Here is a 17140-nt window from a genome sequence, read left to right as displayed (position 1 = left end):
CCAGGCCAAGGGCCGGGTACGCATGTCGGCGGCGCAGCGCCGCGAGCAGCTGATCGCGATCGGCCGTCAGCTGTTCGCGGAACGGGGGTTCGACGCGACCTCGATCGAGGAGGTCGCGGCCCGGGCCAAGGTCTCCAAGCCGGTGGTCTACGAGCACTTCGGCGGCAAGGAAGGCCTGTACGCGGTCGTCGTGGACCGCGAGGTGCGCTCGCTGCTCGACCGCATCGCCGGCGCGCTGACCGCCGGGCATCCCCGTGAGCTGCTGGAGCAGGCGGCCCTGGCGCTGCTGGACTACATCGAGGAAGAGACCAACGGCTTCCGGGTGCTCGTCCGCGAGTCGCCGGTGATGTCGGCGTCGGGCAACTTCTCCTCGGTCCTCAACGACGTCGCGCACCAGGTCGAGCACATCCTCGGCGCCGAGTTCAAGACGCGGGGCTACGACCCGAAGCTGGCCGAGCTGTACTCGCAGGCGCTCGTCGGCATGGTGTCGCTGGTCGGCCGCTGGTGGCTGGAGGTGCGCAAGCCGCGCAAGGAGACGGTGGCCGCGCACATGGTCAACCTGGCCTGGAACGGGCTGGCCCAGTTGGAGCAGAAGCCCGGTCTGCTGACCCGCCGGGGCAAGTAGCCCCGGCGGCGGGCCTCAAACGGCGGCGTGTCCCGGATGCTTACCGCCCGGTACGCGGATCGCCTCCTCCTGCCGGGCCTGCTCGGGCGGGCCGGTGCGGTTGTAGAGGCCGATCGTGAGCAGCGCGGTGCCGATCAGGCTGGACACCACACAGGTCGCGACCGAGAAGTTCAGCTTGTTCAGGTCGGACCGGATGATGATCAGCCCGAAGACGCCGACGAACATGAACAGGCCGCCGGCCCCCAGGTCGACGAAGTGGTCGATGTTGCGGCCGTAGAGGTTGGCCAGCAGCACGATCACCCCCATGACGATGGAGAGCACCGAGAAGGCCATATTCGTCTTGAGGCCGAGCACGACCGTGTCGCCGCGCGAGAAGAACGACTCGTCAGCGGTCTGGATCGCCCCGATGATCCCGAAGATCAGCAGATAGAGCCCGATGAGGACGGCCAGCGCCCGGTAGAGCGGCCGCAGCCGATGGTTGACCGGTATGTGCGACATGATCGGATTCTCCCATCCGCGCAGCCGCTCCACCCCGCGATTCAGGCCATTCCCGTTAGAGGGCGCGCTGCCACTCCATACCTCCCCAGGCGGGGCGGAAACCCATCGCCTCGTTGATGGAGATCATGTAGCCGTTGCTGGCCGCGTTCCACGTCGTGATCCGGGCGATGGCCGGGTCCTCCTGACGGGCCCGGCGCAGGTTCTCGACCTTGGCGATGGTGCCCAGCCGGTGGCCCCGGTGATCGGGATCGACGAGGGTGATGAACTGCAGCGCCTGCCCGTTGGTCAACTCGGGATCGAGACAGATCGTCGTCCAGGCCACGAGCTTGCCCGACGCCTCGTGCACCAGGCCCGTGTGGACGGTCTGGCGGCCGCGTACGGTCAGCGACGCCTCCCGTTCGCGGACGCGGTCGGCGGTGACCTTCTCCGGCTCGAGCTCGAGGTCGCCGGTCGGGGCGTCGGAGAACAGCCGCCCGTCGAGGTACGCGACGTCGTCGATCAGGTCGTCGGGCGGCACGCCCAGCCACTGCACGACGCGGTAGCCCTCGGCTTTGGCCCAGGCCTCGGCGAGCATCCGGTCCAGCACCGCCTCGTCGACGGTGGCGACCTCCAGCTGCCGGGCGATCTCGGGCAGGGCCGGCTCGAAGCCCAGCGACCGGGCGAAGGCCGCGGGCGCGGCCGGAGCGGGCGGGCACCCCTCGACGTCGTACATCGTGGCGCAGTGCAGCTTCGTCCGGCCCAGCTCTTGAGCCCGGCGGACGGCGTACGCGAAGAGCTGGCGGCCGAGCCCCTGGCGCCGGAACTCCGGCGCCACGATGACGTCGACATTGGCCATGTCGGTGTTCTCGAGCACCGGGGCCTCGATGCGGACCAGCCCGACGGCGGCGCCGTCCAGCCGGGCCAGATAGCGCTCGCCGATCTGACCGGGGAACGGATCGGTGACGAAGCAGTCGAAGGCCCGCCGGGAGAAGACCGGGCCGCGTGGGTTGTCCACGGTCATGGCCGCCTGATACACGGGGTACGCGTCATCGTGGTCGGCCAGGGTGGCGAGGGCGATGTCGAGACTCATCCGCCCAGCATGTCCGACGGGTGCGACAGCCGCAGCCGGGTTTTACGCACCCGCCGGACAGCGGTGGTCAGTGGGCGGCGGCGGCAGCCCGGCCGGACTTCAGGTACAGGCCGGCGGCCATCAGCAGCGAGCCGATGACGTACGCGACGATCACATTCGACATGCGGTAGCTCAGGAAGTTGGCGTCCGTCCGCATGATCAGCAGGCCGACCGTGCCGACGGCCATCAGCGCGCACCCGAGGAGGAAGCTGATCGTGCTGTCGACGTTGCGGCCGATCAGCAACGCCAGCAGCATGACGACGCCGCTGCCGACCATCAGCAGGGCGTGCCCCGGGTTCATGCCCAGCAGGCCGAGCACCTTGCTGTCGTTGGCGGCGAAGTACTCCTGCGACGAGGTGCTGAAGTAGCCGATCGCTCCGATCAGGACAGTCACCGCCGAGGCGACGGCCGCGATCGTCCGATAGACCGGACGCAGGGGGTGGTTGACCGGCGCGTGCTTGAACATCTCGCACTCCCGAGTGAGGGTGAGGGGTGTAGCCGGCCGCGCGAACCGGGCTCACCCGGGCCGTACGGCAGACGCCGAGCAGGGTACAACGGGACGGTTCAGGCCTCGGAGACGGTCTCGGCCAGGGTGAGCCACTCCTCCTCCAGCGCCTCGCGTTCGGCGAGCAGCGTCCGCAGCTCGGCATCGAGGCCGGCCACCTTCTCGTAATCCGTCGCGTTGTCGGCCAGCTGCTTGTGCAGCTTGCCCTCGCGCTCGCTGAGCTTGCTCAGCGCCCGCTCCACGCGTACCAGTTCCTTCTTGGCGGCCCGGAGGTCTCCCGCGGTGGAGCTGGTCCGATCGGACTTGACCGGCGCGAGCGCCGCCGGTGGCGCGAGGCCCGGGGAGCGGGCGAGATACTCGTCGATTCCGCCCGGCAGGTGGGTGATCCGGCCGTCGCCGAGCAGCGCGTACGCCGCCTCGGTGACCCGCTCGACGAGGTAGCGGTCGTGGCTGGCCACGATGAGCGTGCCGGGCCAGCCGTCGAGCAGGTCTTCCAGCGCGGCCAACGTGTCCGTGTCGAGGTCGTTGGTCGGCTCGTCGAGGATGAGCACGTTGGGCTCGGCCGCCAGCAGCCGCAGGAGTTGCAGCCGGCGCCGCTCGCCGCCGGACAGGTCCTTGACGTAAGTCCACACTCGACGATCGGTGAACCCGAACACCTCGGCGAGCTGCGTCGCCGACAACTCCTTGTCGCCGACCTGCACCCGCTTGGCGACCTCCTCGACGGCCTCCAGCAGCCGTAGGTCCCCGGGCAGCTCGGCCAGCTCCTGCGACAGGTACGCGATCTTCACCGTCTGCCCGGTGAGCACCTGGCCGGAGGACGGCTGGAGCTGCCCGGTCAACGCCCGGAGCAGGGTCGTCTTGCCCGCTCCGTTCGGGCCGAGCAACGCGATGCGATCGCCGGGGCCGACCCGCCAGGTGACGTCGTCGAGGATCTTCTTCGGGCCGGCGTACAGGGTGACGTCCTCCAGGTCGAAGACCTGCTTGCCGAGGCGCGCGGTGGCCATCCGGGCCAGCGACACCGAGTCGCGGACCGGCGGCACGTCCGCGATCAGCGCGTTCGCGGCATCGATCCGGAACCGCGGCTTGCTCGTCCGCGCCGGTGCCCCCCGGCGCAGCCAGGCGATCTCCTTGCGCAGCAGGTTCTGCCGCCGCTCCTCGGACACCTGCTCGCGGCGCGCGCGTTCCACCCGGGCGAGGGTCCAGGCCGCGAAGCCGCCGTCGTACGCGCGGACGGTCTGGTCGGCGACCTCCCAGATCCGGGTACAGACGGCGTCGAGGAACCAGCGGTCGTGCGTCACGAGGACGAGCGCGGACTTCAGCTTGGTGGTGATCCAGTCGGCCAGCCAGCCGATCCCGGTGATGTCGAGGTGGTTGGTCGGCTCGTCCAGGATCAGCACGTCGCAGTGCCGGATGAGCAGCGCGGCCAGGGCGATCCGGCGGCGCTCGCCACCCGACTTCGGGCCGATCGGATCGTCGAGCCCGATGCCCGGCATGCCCAACCCGTCCAGCACCGTACGCACACCGGCGTCGCCGGCCCATTCATGCTCGGCGGCGAACCCCTCGTCGAGCCAGGCGGTGCCCAGGACGACGTCGCGTACGGTGATCTCACCCGGCAGGTCCAGCCGCTGGGGCAGGGTGGCCACCCGTAGATCACGGCGGTGCGCGACCCGGCCGGTGTCCGGTTCCTCGATCTTCGCCAGCAGTTTGAGCAGCGTGCTCTTGCCCGCGCCGTTGAGCCCGACGACGCCGATGCGATCGGATTCGTCCAGCCCGAGCGACACGTCCGTCAACAGCTGCCCGGCGGTGCCGTAGCCCTTGCCGACCCGGTCGAGATTGATGATGTTCGCCATTACGTCCCGCTCTCCCCGTTGATCATGGAGTTAACTGTGGTCTCGCCGGTGTGTCAGGGGCGCATACTCCATGATCAAAAAAGATGGTCGGCGCACGAGAGCCGGTGTTACACGGATCTAGCGCCGATGACGGGGCCTTGGGCGACGCGGACGGCTCGGCAGACACCGGCCTTTTCCAGGCCGGCCGCGACCTCGCCCGCGTGGTCGGCGCTCGATGCAAGGAAGACACAGGTCGGGCCGGAACCGGAGACCAGGCCCGCGAGCGCGCCCGCTTCGGTGCCCGCCCGCAGCACCTCGCCCAACGCCGGGCGCAAGGAGATCGCGGCTGCCTGGAGGTCGTTGCCGAGTGCGGCGGCCAGCACGGCCGGGTCCCGCTGCCGCAGCGCCGCCATCAGATCGTCGGTGTCGCCCAGCGGCTCGGGCGCCTCGCCCGCCAGCCGCAGCCGGTCCAGCTCCCGATAGACGTCCGGAGTGGACAGACCGCCCTCGGCGAGACCGAGCACCCAGTGCCAGGTATGCGCCCGCGCCAGCACCGGGCTCACCGCCTCACCCCGGCCGGTGCCGAGCGCGGTGCCGCCGTGGATGAGGAAGGGCACGTCGGAGCCGAGCGACGCGGCGAGCCGGGCCAGTTCGTCGCGTGGCACACCGGTCCCCCACAACGCGTCGCAGGCGACGAGCGTCGCCGCGGCGTCGGCCGAGCCCCCGGCCAGGCCGCCCGCCAGCGGGATCTGCTTGCGCAGGTGCAGCCGCGCGTGCGCGTTGACCTTGGCGAACTCGGCCAGCGCGTGGGCCGCCCGGATGATCAGGTTGCTGTCGTCGAGGGCGAGCGAGCCGGCGCCCTCGCCCTCCATGGTGAGCGTGAGCGTGTCGCCCCGGCGTGCGGTCACCTCGTCGTGGAGGGAGATCGCGTGGTAGACCGTGCGCAGCTCGTGGAAACCGTCGCGGCGCAGCGGGCCGACACCCAGATGCAAGTTGATCTTCGCCGGAACGCGCACCTTCACGGTGCTGGGCAACGGCCGGTCCTGCTCGTCGTCATCCGGCCACCACGCTTCGGTCACCGGGCAACCCTACCGTCTGCCTCCGCTTCCGGCGGTTCGCTCACCGCGGTCCGCCGGGCGGCCGCGATCGCGGCGAATTCCATGACCGTCAACGATTCCCCGCGCGCCTGTGGGTCGACACCCGCCGCTCGCAGGATCTGCTCGGCCACCGCCGAACCACCGGCCCAGCCGGCGAGCGCCGCCCGCAACGTCTTACGCCGCTGGGCGAACGCCGCGTCCACGACCGCGAAGACATCCTCCCGGGGGACCGCCGCCGGCGGCGCGTCGCGCAGGGTGAACGCCACCAATCCGGAGTCGACGTTCGGAACCGGCCAGAACACCGCGGGCGGCACCTTTCCCGCCATCCGTGAGTCGGCGTACCAGGCGAGTTTGACCGAGGGGATGCCGTAGACCTTGGACCCCGGCCCGGCGGTCAGCCGGTCGGCCACCTCCAGCTGCACCATCACCAGCCCGTGCCGCAGGCTCGGCAGGGTCGCGAGCAGATGCAGCACGACCGGTACGGCGACGTTGTAGGGCAGGTTGGCCACCAAAGCGGTGGGCGCCGGTGTGAAGTCAGCCACCGTGGTCTTCAATGCGTCCCCGGCCAGCACGGTCAGCCGGTCCTCGGCCTCCGGGGCCTGCTCGGCGACGGTCTCCGGCAGCGCTGCGGCGAGCACAGGATCGAGTTCCACCGCGTGCACCCGGGCGGCGGTCTCCAGCAGTCCCAGCGTCAGCGAACCCAGCCCGGGGCCGACCTCGAGCACGACATCGTCCGCGGTCAACCCGGCCGCCGCCACGATGCGCCGGACCGTGTTGGGGTCGTGAACGAAGTTCTGCCCCAGCTTCTTCGTCGGGCGTACGCCCAGCTTGGCGGCGAGGGCGCGGATCTGCGCCGGCCCCAGCAGTCCGGTCATAGTCGATCAGCCTACGGCCTCACCAGGGCCTGTTCACCAGGGGCCGAACACGCGCTCCCCGGTCGCCGAGATGCCCTGGCAGACCTCCTCGACCGGCAGCCCCTTCGCCTCGGCCAGCCCGCGTACGGTCAGCGGGATCAGGTAGGAGGCGTTCGGCGCACCCCGATGCGGCATCGGCGTCAAGTAGGGCGCGTCGGTCTCGACGAGCAGCTGCGACGGCGGCGTCAACGCGGCCGCCTCCCGCAGGTGCGGCGCGTTCTTGAAGGTCACCGTGCCGGCGAAGGACAGCACATACCCCCGGCGTACGCACTCGGCGGCGAAGAAGACGTCGCCGGAGAAGCAGTGCAGCACCACGGTGTCGGGCGCGCCCGCGTCGTCGAGCACCCGCAGGACGTCGGCGTGCGCGTCGCGATCATGGATCACCAGCGCCTTTCCGGTGCGCTTGGCGATCTCGATGTGCCCCCGGAAGCTGTGCTCCTGCGCCTTGAGGCCGTCTTCGCCGGTCCGGAAGAAGTCCAGCCCGGTCTCGCCGATCCCGCGTACGCGCGGCTGCCCCGCGAGCGAGTCGATCACGGCGAGCGCGGCGTCCAGATCGGCCAGCCGCGGAGCCTCGTTGGGATGCAAGGCCACCGTCGCCAGCACGGCCGGTACGCGTTCGGCGAGCGCGGCGCTCCACTGGGACGAGGTCACATCGACCCCGACCTGGACCAGCCGGTCGACGCCGACCGCGCGGGCCGCCGCGATCTGATCCTCGACCGACCACCCCGACCCGTCCGACCCGACGATGTCGAGATGCACATGGCTGTCCAGCACGGCAACCGGCAGCGCGGCGGGCGCTTCCGGGGCCGGACGCGTACGCCGATCGGCCGCTCGCTGGCTGCGATCACTCACCCGACGATCCTACGGGCCGCGCTGAACCCGAGGCCGCCGCGTCAGATCTCGTAGTAGCCGCCGCGTCAGATCTCGTAGTAGAGGTCCAGGTCGTGCACTTCGGTGAGTTCGGCGACCGGTGCCCACACCTCGTAGACGCCGCGCTCCTGGCATTGGGCTCCGGTGGCGGCCACGGTCACCGCGTCGGGGTCGCAGATCCGCAGGCGCGCCCAGTCGCCCTCGGCTCCGACGCCGGTGCAGAGGACGCCGCGCCAGCGGGCGTACCGGGTGCGACGGGCGAGCGAGTCGACCGGGAAGCGGGCCGCCCGCGACATCGCCAGTACGCGGAACGTCTCCGGCGGGTCGGCGACCGCGTCGTGCTCGGCCTCCTGGAACCGGCCCACCAGGCGGCTGAACGCGCGCTCGCCGTGCAGCGGGTGGTATTCCTGCTCGGGTGCGACGCCGGGCAGGCCGTAGAGCAGCGGCCGCCACTGCGGACCGGCCAGGCGCAGCCAGCCGCGCTGCTCCGGCTGATAGGTGTAGAGGATCGCCTCGGACCCGTCCGGCGTGTACGCGATCAGTGAGGCGTTCGCGGTGAGCGGCAGGTCGGCGAAGTCGGCCGTGTGGAACTCCGGGATGAGTTCGGTGCTGCTCGGGGCGAACCCCGTCCCCAGCACGGGCGGGCCGACCCGTTCGTGGGCCGGGATGGCACTCAGGCCGCCGCCGGCTTTCGGGTACGCGTAGTCAACCGGGTCGACCGCGCGCCACCGCAGGACGAAGGTGACCGGGGCACTCGGATCGGCGCCGAGCACCGACCAGTCGCCCGGGCTACGCAGGGACGCGGTGTCGTAGCCGCGATAGCAGAAGCCGGACACGACGGCGCCCCGCAGCACTCCGGCGACGGCGCGGGCGGGCAACGGTTTGACCATCCGGGTGCCCCGCCGGACGACAGCGGTGGAGCGGACTGTCTCGATCAGCTCGGCGTCGACGCCGCGCGCATGCTGCTGGCTGAGCCGCTGGATCCTTTCCCAGCTCACCTCCCGGCTGAGCGGAACGAGCATCGGCCCGTCCAGCTCACCCGGGGAGATCACGGAGTGATCGACAATCGTCACAATCAGCGACCGTAGCCCCCGAAGGTGAACGGAGCGTGACCGTCGCCGGAAGGGTCAGCCGGCCAGCCGGGCCAGCTCCTCCTCCACGATCGACGGGTCCAGCTTCTTGAAGACCGGGGTCGGCGGCTTGAGCGGCGTACCGGAGACGATCGGGACCGTCTCCCACTTCGCCCCGACCGTGTAGTCCCCGGTCAGGATCGGGTACGCCGGACCGCCGTCCAGGTCGTCGACCTCGACGATCTGCGGCATCGGGGCGTGGACCCCCGTCCCGCCGAGCAGCTCGTGGATCTGCTGGGCGGCGTGCGGCAGGAACGGCGTCAGCAGGGTGTTGCAGTCGCGGATGACCTGCAACGCGACGTGGAGAACCGTGCCGAGGCGCGCGCGCTCGTCCTCGCCCTTCAGCTTCCACGGCGCCTGGTCGGAGAAGTAGCGGTTGGCCTCGGCCACGACCTTCATCGCCTCGGAGATGGCCTGCTTCTGCCGGTGGTGCTCGATGAGGTCGCCGACCGTCTGGAAAGCGTTACGCGACAGCGCCAGCAGCGCCTCGTCCTCCGGGGTCAGCGGACCGGCCGCCGGGATCTCGCCGAAGTTCTTCGCCGCCATCGAGATCGCCCGGTTCACCAGGTTGCCCCAGCTCGCCACCAGCTCGTCGTTGTTCCGCCGAAGGAACTCCGACCAGGTGAAGTCGGTGTCGGTGGTCTCCGGTCCGGCCACCGCGATGAAGTACCGCAGCGCGTCGGCGTCATAGCGCGACAGGAAGTCCCGGACGTAGATGACGACCCGGCGCGACGAGGAGAACTTGCGGCCCTCCATGGTCAGGTACTCGCTGGACACGACCTCGGTCGGCAGCGACAGCTCGCCGAACTCGCCGGGCTTGCCGCCCTTGGTGCCCTGCCCGTTGTACGCCAGGAGCTCGCCGGGCCAGATCTGCGAGTGGAAGGTGATGTTGTCCTTGCCCATGAAGTAGTAGGACCGCGGGTTCTCCATCGCCGCCCACCACTTCCGCCAGGACTCCGGGGTGTCGCCGAAGCGGCGGGCCCACTCGACCGAGGCCGAGAAGTAGCCGATGACGGCGTCGAACCACACGTACAGCCGCTTGGCGGGGTTCTCCTCCCAGCCGGGCAGCGGCACCGGGATGCCCCAGTCGATGTCGCGCGTCATCGCCCGGGGGCGGACGTCGTCCAGCAGGTTCAGGGAGAACTTCAGGACGTTCGGGCGCCAGCCCTCCCGCGTACGCAGCCAGTCGCCGAGCGCGGGGGCCAAGGCGGGCAGGTCCAGGAAGAAGTGCTGGGTCTCGATGAACTGCGGCACCTCGCCGTTGATCCGGGAGTGCGGATTGATCAGGTCCTCGGGGTCGAGCTGGTTGCCGCAGTTGTCGCACTGGTCGCCGCGCGCGCTCTCGTACCCGCAGATCGGGCAGGTGCCCTCGATGTAGCGGTCGGGCAGCGTACGCCCCGTAGACGGGGAGATCGCGCCGTGCGTGGTCTGCTCGAGCATGTAGCCGTTGTCGTTGACCGTCTTGAACAGCTCCTGCGCCACCTTGTAGTGGTTGCGCGTGGTCGTCCGGGTGAACAGGTCGTAGGACAGGCCCAGCGCGGCGAGGTCTTCGACGATCACCCGGTTGTAGCGGTCGGCCAGCTCGCGCGGGGTCACGCCCTCCTTCTCCGCCTCGACCAGGATCGGCGTGCCGTGTTCGTCGGTGCCGCTGATCATGAGCACGTCGTGGCCGGCCATCCGCATGTAGCGGCTGAAGACGTCGGAGGGCACCCCGAACCCGGAGACATGGCCGATGTGGCGCGGGCCGTTGGCATAGGGCCAGGCGACCGCCGCGAGAACGTGACTCATGGAATAGAGCCTAGTAACCGAAGTGAGGGGGCAGCGAACTGGATATCACTCTGTGCGACACGCGGGGGAATGTCCAGCTAGATATGGTTTTTTCGGGAAGATGATGTAGTGACCGGATCAACGGAGTTCGACGGCAACGCCGGTTCGCCGCCCCCGCGCCCGGAGGGCGAGTCGAATCCCTGGGCCGCGCACTGGTCCCGCCCCGAGTCCGACACCGAGGCCGAGATCGAACCGGTCGGCCTGCCCGTCGTCGAGGTGCCGGCCCAGTCGGTGGTCACGGTCACCGCCCCGGCCGCGCTCCGCGCCGTGCCGGTCGAGGCCGAGCCCTGGCCCACGCGCGAGATGATGGCCGGCCGCCAGGTCCGCGGTCACCGCCCGTCCGCGTCCCGTCCCGCCAAGCCAGACCAAGGGGTACGCACAGCGTCCGCCGTCGGCCTGGCGGGCCTCGTTCTCTTCGCGCTCCTGGCCGCGTTCTTCGCCTGGGTCACCGCCGAACCGCTGTGGCTCGCGTTGGGCCACGGGCACGACGGGAAGGCCACCGCCATCCAGTGCGTCGGCAGCGGGGTCAGCCAGCGCTGCGTCGGCGACTTCACGGCCGACTCCGGTCTCACCGTCGAGCGGGTGGCCCTGCTCGGCGTCGACCAGCAGACCCTGCCCCGAGGCGAGCAGGCCCAGCTCCTGGCGCGCATGGTCGGCTCGCACAGCGATCAGGCGTACGTCGGGGACGCGTTGCGCGGGCTGCACCTGCGCTGGGTCGTCAGCTTCTGCCTCGCCATGCTGTGCGGTCTCGGGATCGCCGTGAGCACCGGCGCGATCCGGTTCAGCGACCCGAAGGCCCGGCGGGCGGCCATCGGCACCAGCCTCGCCGCTCCGCTGCTGTTGATCATCGGCTTCCTCGCCGCGTCCTACTAGCGGCTCACCGCGGCGGCGTACACCTCGCGTTTGGGGACCGAGTGGGCGGCGGCCACCGCCTCGATCGCGTCCCGGCGGGTGAGCCCGGCCGCGACCTGCTCGGAAACCAGCTCGCGGAGTTCGTCGTCGCTCGGCCGCGGCGTCTGCTGGGGCGCCGCCCCCGCGACGACGAGCGTGATCTCCCCCTTGAACTGCGTCGCCGCTTGACTCAACTCGCCCAGCGGCGCTCGGCGTATCTCCTCATATGTCTTGGTCAGCTCGCGGCAGAGAGCGGCCGCACGGTAGGGACCGAACGCGGCGGCCAGGTCGCGGAGCGCGGCCTCGATGCGATGGGTTGACTCGAAGAAGACGAGGGTGCGGGGCTCGGTCGCGAGTTCCGCGAGCCGGGCGCGCCGTGCGGAACCGGTACGCGGCAGGAAGCCCTCGAAGCAGAACCGGTCGACGGGCAGGCCGGACAGCGCGAGGGCGGTGGTAACCGCGCTCGGGCCGGGCGCGCACGTGATCGGTACGCCCGCCGCCAGCGCCGCCGTGACCAGGCGGTAGCCGGGATCGCTGACGCTGGGCATGCCGCCGTCGGTGATCAGCGCGACAGTCGTGCCCGCCCGCAGCAGCTCGACCAGCTCAGGAGTACGCCGTTCCTCGTTGCCCTCGAAGTACGAGATCAGCTTTCCGGACATCTCGATCGAAAGGTCGCGGGCGAGCCGCACCAGCCGCCGGGTGTCCTCGGCCGCCACGACCTCGGCGGTGGCGAGCGTCTCGCGCAGACGTGTCGATGCGTCGGCCGGGTTTCCGAGCGGCGCGCCGCAGAGGATCAGCATGCTGACAGTATGGGCGAGCAGCTCACTGTCTGCCCTGACGGGCTTGCCCGGGCCGCCGATGGCGGAGCCACCGCTACGCGAGATTTCAGCGCTACTATGCGCCCATGACGATTGCCCCCGAAGCGACCGCCAGCGCGCCGCAGCCGGCGACGCCGGACGCCCCGGCCGTCTCCGACATCCGGCAGCGCCTGTTGCCGATCGAGGTCAAGTTCGACCCGTGGGCCTGGCTCGCCATGGGCGTCGTCACCCTGATCGCCGGCATCCTGCGCTTCGTCGGGCTGGGTTCGCCGAAGGGCAAGATCTTCGACGAGATCTATTACGCCACGGACGCGCACAACATCTGGCGCCTGGGCTACGAGTGGGACGAGAAGGCGAACAGCGCCGGATATGTGGTGCACCCGCCGTTCGGCAAGTGGCTCATCGGCATCGGGGAGCAGATCTTCGGCTACAACGAGGTCGGCTGGCGCTTCTCGGCCGCCCTGTTCGGCACGGCCAGCGTCCTGATGCTGATGTTCGTCGCGCGGCGGCTGTTCGGCTCGATCGCCCTCGCCTGCGCGGCCGGGCTGCTCATGGCGTTCGACGGCATGCACTTCGTGCTGTCGCGGTCGGCGCTGCTCGACATGTTCCTCATGTTCTTCGTGCTCGCCGCGTTCACCTGCCTCGTCCTCGACCGGCAGCAGCGCCGGCGGCGCTGGGTGAAGTTCATCGAAGCCGGCGGCGACCCGGCCGGACGCGGCCGGGCGAGCCGCCCGTCGTTCGCCGTGCCGTGGTGGCGGATCGCCGCGTTCGCCATGATCACCCTCGCCTTCAGCGTCAAGTGGAGCGCGATGGCGTTCGTCCCGATCATGGTGATCCTCGTCTACTGGTGGGAGATCGGCGCTCGCCGCGTCGCCGGCGTACGCCGCCCGATCGTGGACACCCTGCTCGACGAGACCGGCTGGTTCCTCCTCATGGTGGTCTTCGCCTTCTTCCTCTACCTGTCCACGTGGAGCGGCTGGCTGCTCACCGACGGCGGCTACAACCGGCACTGGCTGCGTGACACCGGTGGCACCGAACTCCCCGTCCTGGGCGCGCTGCAGAACCTGTGGCACTACCACCAGATGGCGTACGACTTCCACATCCACCTCGACGACGCGCACACCTATCAGTCGTGGCCGTGGCAGTGGCTGCTGCTGGCCCGCCCGGTGGCGTTCTACTGGTCGAGCAACGACCCCTGCGGCAGCGGCAACTGCGCCGCCGAAGTCGTCCTCAACGGCACCCCGGCGCTGTGGTGGGCCTTCCTGCCCGCCCTGGCCGCGCTCGTCTGGCTGGCCATCTCCCGCCGCGACTGGCGGGCCGGCGCGATCCTCGGCTTCATCGCGATGGGCTGGCTCCCCTGGTTCTACTACGAGCTCGACAACCGCACGATGTTCTTCTTCTACGCGCTGCCGATCGAGCCGTTCCTCATCCTCGCCGTCGTCTACGTCCTCGGCGCGATCATGGGCCCGGGCAAGGACGGACTGCCCGACGAACGAAGGCGGATGACCGGAGCGGTGATCGCCGGGGCGTTCGTGCTGCTGGTGGCGCTGAACTTCGCGTACTTCTATCCGATCTTCACCGGGCAGTCGATCCCCTACGAGTCCTGGCTCCACCGCATGTGGCTAGGCAACCGCTGGATCTAGCCGGCTCTCCCCGCCGCGCCACACCACCGCCGCGTCGGCTCACCCGCCGCCGCGCCACTCACCCGCCGCCGCGTCGCTCACCGCCGCGCCGCGCCGCCGCCGCGTTGATCATGGAGTTAACTGTGGTCTCGACGGTGTGTCGACGCCGGAAACTCCATGATCAACGCCGATGGGGTGGCGGCGAGGTCAGGCCGCGTTATCCCGGATAACGCGGCCTGACGGAGCGGCGAGACCGCGTTATCCCGGGATGCTGTCGGCGTACCGGGTCGGGCTGTCGGTCCTGGTTCCTAGCGTCTACTCCATGAGCGCACACATCCATCCGGCGCAGGCGATCGTCCGCGAAGTGACCGGCCCCGATCGCACCGGCCAGATCTCCGCCTCGCCCTCCGACGACGGGCGCTGGGACTTCAGCCTGATCATCTGCGACACCGACGGGCAGGTCATGACCGACCTGACCGGCGTGATCGCGCCCTCCGACGTCTCCCTCGTGCTGACCGTGCTGCCGTTGGAGGTCGCCACCATGAGCGCGTGGGGCGGCGTACCTCCGGTGGCGGAGCGGCGGCGGAAGCATCCCAACCTCTATACGAAGTGGACGGAGGATGAGGAGGCGGCGCTCGTCGAGCGGTTCGAGGCCGGCGAGGCGTACGACGACATCGCGAGCGCGCTCGGCCGGTCGGCCGGCGGGGTGAAGGCCCGGCTGGTGCGGCTCGGTCACCTCACGGCGAAGGAGGCGGGCTGGCCGATGGGCAGTCTGCGGGCGGCGGCCGATGCCTGAGGCACTGATCCGGGTGGCAGGATGGTCGGATGTCCTCGCTGATCATTCGCCCAGGAACCCTGGACGACGTCTTCACCGTGCTGCGCTTCATGGACGGGGCGACCGAGTGGCTGGTCTCCATCGGGCGTACCGATCAGTGGGGGTCGGAGCCGCATTCGGCGAACCCGAAACGGATCGCCCAGATCGAGGGCTTCGCCCGCGGCGGCGGGCTCTGGATCGCCGAGGCCGACGGCCGTCCGGTCGGCGCGCTCTCGGTCGGCGACGCCCTCCCGTACGCACCACCGGCCGAGGAGCCGGAACTCTACGTCCAGCTGCTCATCTCCGACCGCACTGTCAAGGGCAGTGGCGTCGGCTCGGCGTTGCTCGACCACGCCCGGGAGCTGGCGCGGCAGCGCGGCGTCGGGTTGCTGCGCCTGGACTGCTTCGCCGGGGGCGAAGGGGCGCTGGTCCGCTACTACGAGGGGCAAGGCTTCACTCGGGCGCAGACGTTCTCGGTGGCCCAGGGCGACCGGGACTGGCCCGGACAGATCCTGACCCAGCGCCTCTGACCCGCCGAAGCCGCGGACCCGGCGGCTCAGGACCGCAGGAACCGAGGCCACCGCGCGAACCGAGGACGCGGCAGGAGCCAAGGACGCCGCGCGAACCGAGGACGCGGCAGGAAACAAGGACGCCGCGCGAACCGAGGACGTGCTGGGAGCCAAGTGTCCCAGCGTCTCTGACCCATGGAAGCCGAGCGCTTGACAGCGCTCAACCACGGAACGAGGACACAACCGGCAGCCGAGGGCTCGGCGACGCTGGGGCTCCCACGCGTCGTCAGCCGGAGCCGCAGACGTGGGTGACGTCGCGAAGCTCCTGGACGCACTCGGCGCACTCCCAGTGACGGCAGTAGAGCCCGCAGTCCAGGCACATAGACCAGGCGGGCCGCATCATCCCGTGCCCGGCGGGGCACGCCTGCACCCGGCCTCGCTGGCGAGGCGGATGACCGTACGGGAGCCAGATCTTCGCGCGTCCCACGGACGGAAACTATCGAACGGATGTTCGTCAGAGTCAAGGTGCGACACGCCCGCATCGAAGCGCCGCATCGCCTGGTGACGTTGGGCGTTACGGACGTCACGGTACGCCGCCGACAACCTAAGTCTTGACTTATATAAGCTCCCCCTGAAATAGTCGGGAGGTGCACGCGTTCGACGTACTCGGCGACCCGGTACGCCGTCGGATCCTGGAGCTGCTCGCAACGGGCGAACAGGCCGCCGGCGCGGTGAGCACGACCATCCAGGCGGAGTTCGGCATCTCTCAACCCGCCGTCTCCCAACATCTCAAAGTGTTGCGGGACAACGGATTCACCACCGTACGCGCCGAGGGGACGCGTCGCCTCTACGCGCTCGATCCGGCCGCCTTCGAGGAGGCCGACGAGTGGCTCAGTCGGTTCCGGGCGTTCTGGAACCAGCGACTGGACGCGCTGGCCACCGAACTGGCTCGCGGCCAACGGGAAGCCCAGCAACAGGAAGCCCAGCAACAGGAAGGCCGCCGGGGAGAACCCGGCCGGCCGGGAGGCCACCACCAGGAAAGCGACCGGCAAAGCGAACGAGAAAACGAACGGGAAAGCCGCAGACCAGGAGAACAGGAGCAAGCCAATGATGGACATCATCGCGGAACTCGCCGCCGTGCAGCGTGAGACGGGACGCCGGGCACTGCCCAACGGCGATGCCCGCACCGTCCGGCTGCGTCGGGCGTACAACGCGAAGATCGACGACGTCTGGGACGCGCTGACCCGCGCCGAACGGATCGTCCGATGGTTCCTGCCGGTGAGCGGCGATCTGCGCCTCGGCGGCAGGTACCAGTTCGAGGGCAACGCGGGCGGCGAGGTGCTGGAGTGCGAGGCACCCGAGCGGCTGCGCGTGACCTGGTTCTTCGGTGAGCCCGCTGCGGGCGACGTCTCCGAGGTCGAGGTACGCCTGACAGAGGACGGCGACCGCACCGTGCTGGATCTGGAGCACGTGGCGACCGTCGACCCCGAGCGGTGGGCGACGTACGGGCCGGGTGCCGTCGGGGTCGGCTGGGAGCTGGGCCTGCTCGGCCTGAGCTGGGAGCTGACCGGCGTCGAGGCGTCGTTCGAGGAGCGGATGGCTTGGGGCGCCTCGACCGAGGGCCGCGAACTCACCACCGGCAGCAGCGAGGCCTGGGGCCAGGCGTTGCTGGCGTCGGGCGCCACGCCCGAGGAGGCGGCCACGGCCACGCGCAACACGACGGAGTTCTACGTTCCACCGGAGAACGCCGAATAGAAAGATATCGTCGCGGTATGTTCCGCGATCCGTTCCCCATCTTCCTGACCGACGACATGGCGGCGATCACGGCGTTCTATCGCGACCTTCTCGGGTTCTCGGAGGCGTACCGGTTTCCTCCGTCCCCATTGGACGATCCCGAGTTCATCGTGCTGAGCCTCGGCCCGGCCCAGTTCGGCTTCGGCCGGGCCGGCTCAGTACCCCTGCACGGGCGCATGCGCAGCCTCGAAACCGGAAACCGCGTCGAGGTCTGTGTGTACGCCGACAACGTCGACCTCGCCGTCGAGTTCCTGCGCGGAGCCGGCGTCTCGGTCCTCTCCGAACCGAC

General features: G+C 70.1%; 18 protein-coding genes and 1 pseudogene. 8 read left to right on the top strand and 11 right to left on the bottom strand.

What is annotated here, in order from left to right; translation table 11 throughout:
• Positions 1-22 precede the first annotated feature (22 nt).
• A complete protein-coding gene (locus AB0M47_RS07160) occupies positions 23-625 on the top strand; it encodes a TetR/AcrR family transcriptional regulator (RefSeq protein ID WP_253763700.1) in 603 nt (200 codons plus the stop codon).
• 15 nt (positions 626-640) lie between these two features.
• Here AB0M47_RS07160 and AB0M47_RS07155 read toward each other — a convergent pair whose 3' ends face one another.
• The 9 genes from AB0M47_RS07155 to metG all read right to left on the bottom strand — a co-directional run bounded on the left by AB0M47_RS07155 (position 641) and on the right by metG (position 10364).
• On the bottom strand, positions 641-1123 hold the full coding sequence (locus AB0M47_RS07155; protein WP_363409772.1) for a DUF4383 domain-containing protein: 483 nt from the start codon (positions 1121-1123) through the stop codon (positions 641-643).
• 55 nt (positions 1124-1178) lie between these two features.
• On the bottom strand, positions 1179-2192 hold the full coding sequence (locus AB0M47_RS07150; protein ID WP_363409769.1) for a GNAT family N-acetyltransferase: 1014 nt from the start codon (positions 2190-2192) through the stop codon (positions 1179-1181).
• A 67-nt stretch (positions 2193-2259) separates the two neighbouring features.
• Positions 2260-2697 carry a DUF4383 domain-containing protein gene (locus tag AB0M47_RS07145; RefSeq protein ID WP_253758137.1) on the bottom strand — a complete coding sequence of 146 codons (438 nt, stop codon included), beginning with the start codon at positions 2695-2697 and terminating at the stop codon, positions 2260-2262.
• 98 nt (positions 2698-2795) lie between these two features.
• Positions 2796-4586: an ABC-F family ATP-binding cassette domain-containing protein gene (locus AB0M47_RS07140; RefSeq protein WP_363409765.1), complete on the bottom strand. Its 1791-nt coding sequence runs from the start codon at positions 4584-4586 to the stop codon at positions 2796-2798.
• A 107-nt stretch (positions 4587-4693) separates the two neighbouring features.
• Positions 4694-5644 (bottom strand): 4-(cytidine 5'-diphospho)-2-C-methyl-D-erythritol kinase, encoded by a 951-nt coding sequence (locus tag AB0M47_RS07135; protein ID WP_363409762.1) that lies wholly within the window; start codon positions 5642-5644, stop codon positions 4694-4696.
• Positions 5641-6537, bottom strand: coding sequence for a 16S rRNA (adenine(1518)-N(6)/adenine(1519)-N(6))-dimethyltransferase RsmA (gene rsmA / locus AB0M47_RS07130; protein ID WP_363409759.1), 897 nt, complete (start codon positions 6535-6537; stop codon positions 5641-5643). The genes AB0M47_RS07135 and rsmA overlap by 4 nt, the downstream gene beginning before the upstream one ends.
• Before the next feature lie 33 nt (positions 6538-6570).
• The gene (locus tag AB0M47_RS07125) at positions 6571-7428 is read right to left on the bottom strand and encodes a TatD family hydrolase (protein WP_363409756.1); all 858 of its coding nucleotides are present in this window, start codon (positions 7426-7428) and stop codon (positions 6571-6573) included.
• 65 nt (positions 7429-7493) lie between these two features.
• The gene (locus tag AB0M47_RS07120) at positions 7494-8519 is read right to left on the bottom strand and encodes a hypothetical protein (protein ID WP_363409753.1); all 1026 of its coding nucleotides are present in this window, start codon (positions 8517-8519) and stop codon (positions 7494-7496) included.
• A 54-nt stretch (positions 8520-8573) separates the two neighbouring features.
• Entirely contained in the window at positions 8574-10364 is a 1791-nt protein-coding gene (gene metG / locus AB0M47_RS07115; RefSeq protein WP_363409750.1) for a methionine--tRNA ligase, read from the bottom strand.
• Between the two features lie 108 nt (positions 10365-10472).
• Here metG and AB0M47_RS07110 point away from each other — a divergent pair, with 108 nt between their 5' ends.
• Positions 10473-11276: a hypothetical protein gene (locus tag AB0M47_RS07110; RefSeq protein ID WP_363409747.1), complete on the top strand. Its 804-nt coding sequence runs from the start codon at positions 10473-10475 to the stop codon at positions 11274-11276.
• Here AB0M47_RS07110 and rsmI read toward each other — a convergent pair.
• The gene (rsmI, locus tag AB0M47_RS07105) at positions 11273-12094 is read right to left on the bottom strand and encodes a 16S rRNA (cytidine(1402)-2'-O)-methyltransferase (protein ID WP_363409744.1); all 822 of its coding nucleotides are present in this window, start codon (positions 12092-12094) and stop codon (positions 11273-11275) included. The genes AB0M47_RS07110 and rsmI overlap by 4 nt on opposite strands.
• A 104-nt stretch (positions 12095-12198) precedes the next feature.
• Between rsmI and AB0M47_RS07100 the strand changes: the two genes are divergently transcribed.
• The 3 genes from AB0M47_RS07100 (at position 12199) to AB0M47_RS07090 (ending at position 15078) form a co-directional block, all read left to right on the top strand.
• Complete coding sequence (locus AB0M47_RS07100) at positions 12199-13755, top strand: phospholipid carrier-dependent glycosyltransferase (RefSeq protein WP_363409741.1); 1557 nt, start codon at positions 12199-12201, stop codon at positions 13753-13755.
• A gap of 301 nt (positions 13756-14056) precedes the next feature.
• Positions 14057-14530 carry a hypothetical protein gene (locus AB0M47_RS07095; protein WP_363409738.1) on the top strand — a complete coding sequence of 158 codons (474 nt, stop codon included), beginning with the start codon at positions 14057-14059 and terminating at the stop codon, positions 14528-14530.
• A gap of 29 nt (positions 14531-14559) precedes the next feature.
• Complete coding sequence (locus AB0M47_RS07090) at positions 14560-15078, top strand: GNAT family N-acetyltransferase (protein WP_363409735.1); 519 nt, start codon at positions 14560-14562, stop codon at positions 15076-15078.
• 265 nt (positions 15079-15343) lie between these two features.
• Here the strand turns inward: AB0M47_RS07090 and AB0M47_RS07085 are convergent, their stop codons facing one another.
• Positions 15344-15544 carry a hypothetical protein gene (locus AB0M47_RS07085; protein ID WP_363409732.1) on the bottom strand — a complete coding sequence of 67 codons (201 nt, stop codon included), beginning with the start codon at positions 15542-15544 and terminating at the stop codon, positions 15344-15346.
• 160 nt (positions 15545-15704) lie between these two features.
• Between AB0M47_RS07085 and AB0M47_RS07080 the strand changes: the two are divergent.
• The 3 genes and pseudogenes from AB0M47_RS07080 to AB0M47_RS07070 all read left to right on the top strand — a co-directional run.
• Positions 15705-16016, top strand: a pseudogene (locus AB0M47_RS07080) (metalloregulator ArsR/SmtB family transcription factor); the annotation flags it as partial.
• Positions 16017-16164: 148 nt separating this feature from the next.
• Positions 16165-16812: an SRPBCC family protein gene (locus tag AB0M47_RS07075; protein ID WP_363409730.1), complete on the top strand. Its 648-nt coding sequence runs from the start codon at positions 16165-16167 to the stop codon at positions 16810-16812.
• 17 nt (positions 16813-16829) lie between these two features.
• On the top strand, positions 16830-17140 hold a 311-nt coding region (locus tag AB0M47_RS07070), incomplete at its 3' end, for a VOC family protein (protein WP_363409727.1).

It is taken from the genome of Hamadaea sp. NPDC051192, assembly GCF_040682475.1.
In the GTDB taxonomy this organism is placed as follows: domain Bacteria; phylum Actinomycetota; class Actinomycetes; order Mycobacteriales; family Micromonosporaceae; genus Hamadaea; species Hamadaea flava.
Note: the sequence above shows the minus strand (reverse complement) of the source record. Positions and strands in the feature narration are given on the sequence as shown.

Coding starts and splice junctions, on each gene's coding strand:
- AB0M47_RS07100 (WP_363409741.1), top strand. CDS start 12,199: ATGACGATTGCCCCCGAAGCGACCGCCAGCGCGCCGCAGCCGGCGACG.
- AB0M47_RS07155 (WP_363409772.1), bottom strand. CDS start 1,123: ATGTCGCACATACCGGTCAACCATCGGCTGCGGCCGCTCTACCGGGCG.
- AB0M47_RS07090 (WP_363409735.1), top strand. CDS start 14,560: ATGTCCTCGCTGATCATTCGCCCAGGAACCCTGGACGACGTCTTCACC.
- AB0M47_RS07095 (WP_363409738.1), top strand. CDS start 14,057: ATGAGCGCACACATCCATCCGGCGCAGGCGATCGTCCGCGAAGTGACC.
- AB0M47_RS07150 (WP_363409769.1), bottom strand. CDS start 2,192: ATGAGTCTCGACATCGCCCTCGCCACCCTGGCCGACCACGATGACGCG.
- AB0M47_RS07160 (WP_253763700.1), top strand. CDS start 23: ATGTCGGCGGCGCAGCGCCGCGAGCAGCTGATCGCGATCGGCCGTCAG.
- rsmA (WP_363409759.1), bottom strand. CDS start 6,537: ATGACCGGACTGCTGGGGCCGGCGCAGATCCGCGCCCTCGCCGCCAAG.
- AB0M47_RS07145 (WP_253758137.1), bottom strand. CDS start 2,697: ATGTTCAAGCACGCGCCGGTCAACCACCCCCTGCGTCCGGTCTATCGG.
- AB0M47_RS07075 (WP_363409730.1), top strand. CDS start 16,165: ATGATGGACATCATCGCGGAACTCGCCGCCGTGCAGCGTGAGACGGGA.
- rsmI (WP_363409744.1), bottom strand. CDS start 12,094: ATGCTGATCCTCTGCGGCGCGCCGCTCGGAAACCCGGCCGACGCATCG.
- AB0M47_RS07140 (WP_363409765.1), bottom strand. CDS start 4,586: ATGGCGAACATCATCAATCTCGACCGGGTCGGCAAGGGCTACGGCACC.
- metG (WP_363409750.1), bottom strand. CDS start 10,364: ATGAGTCACGTTCTCGCGGCGGTCGCCTGGCCCTATGCCAACGGCCCG.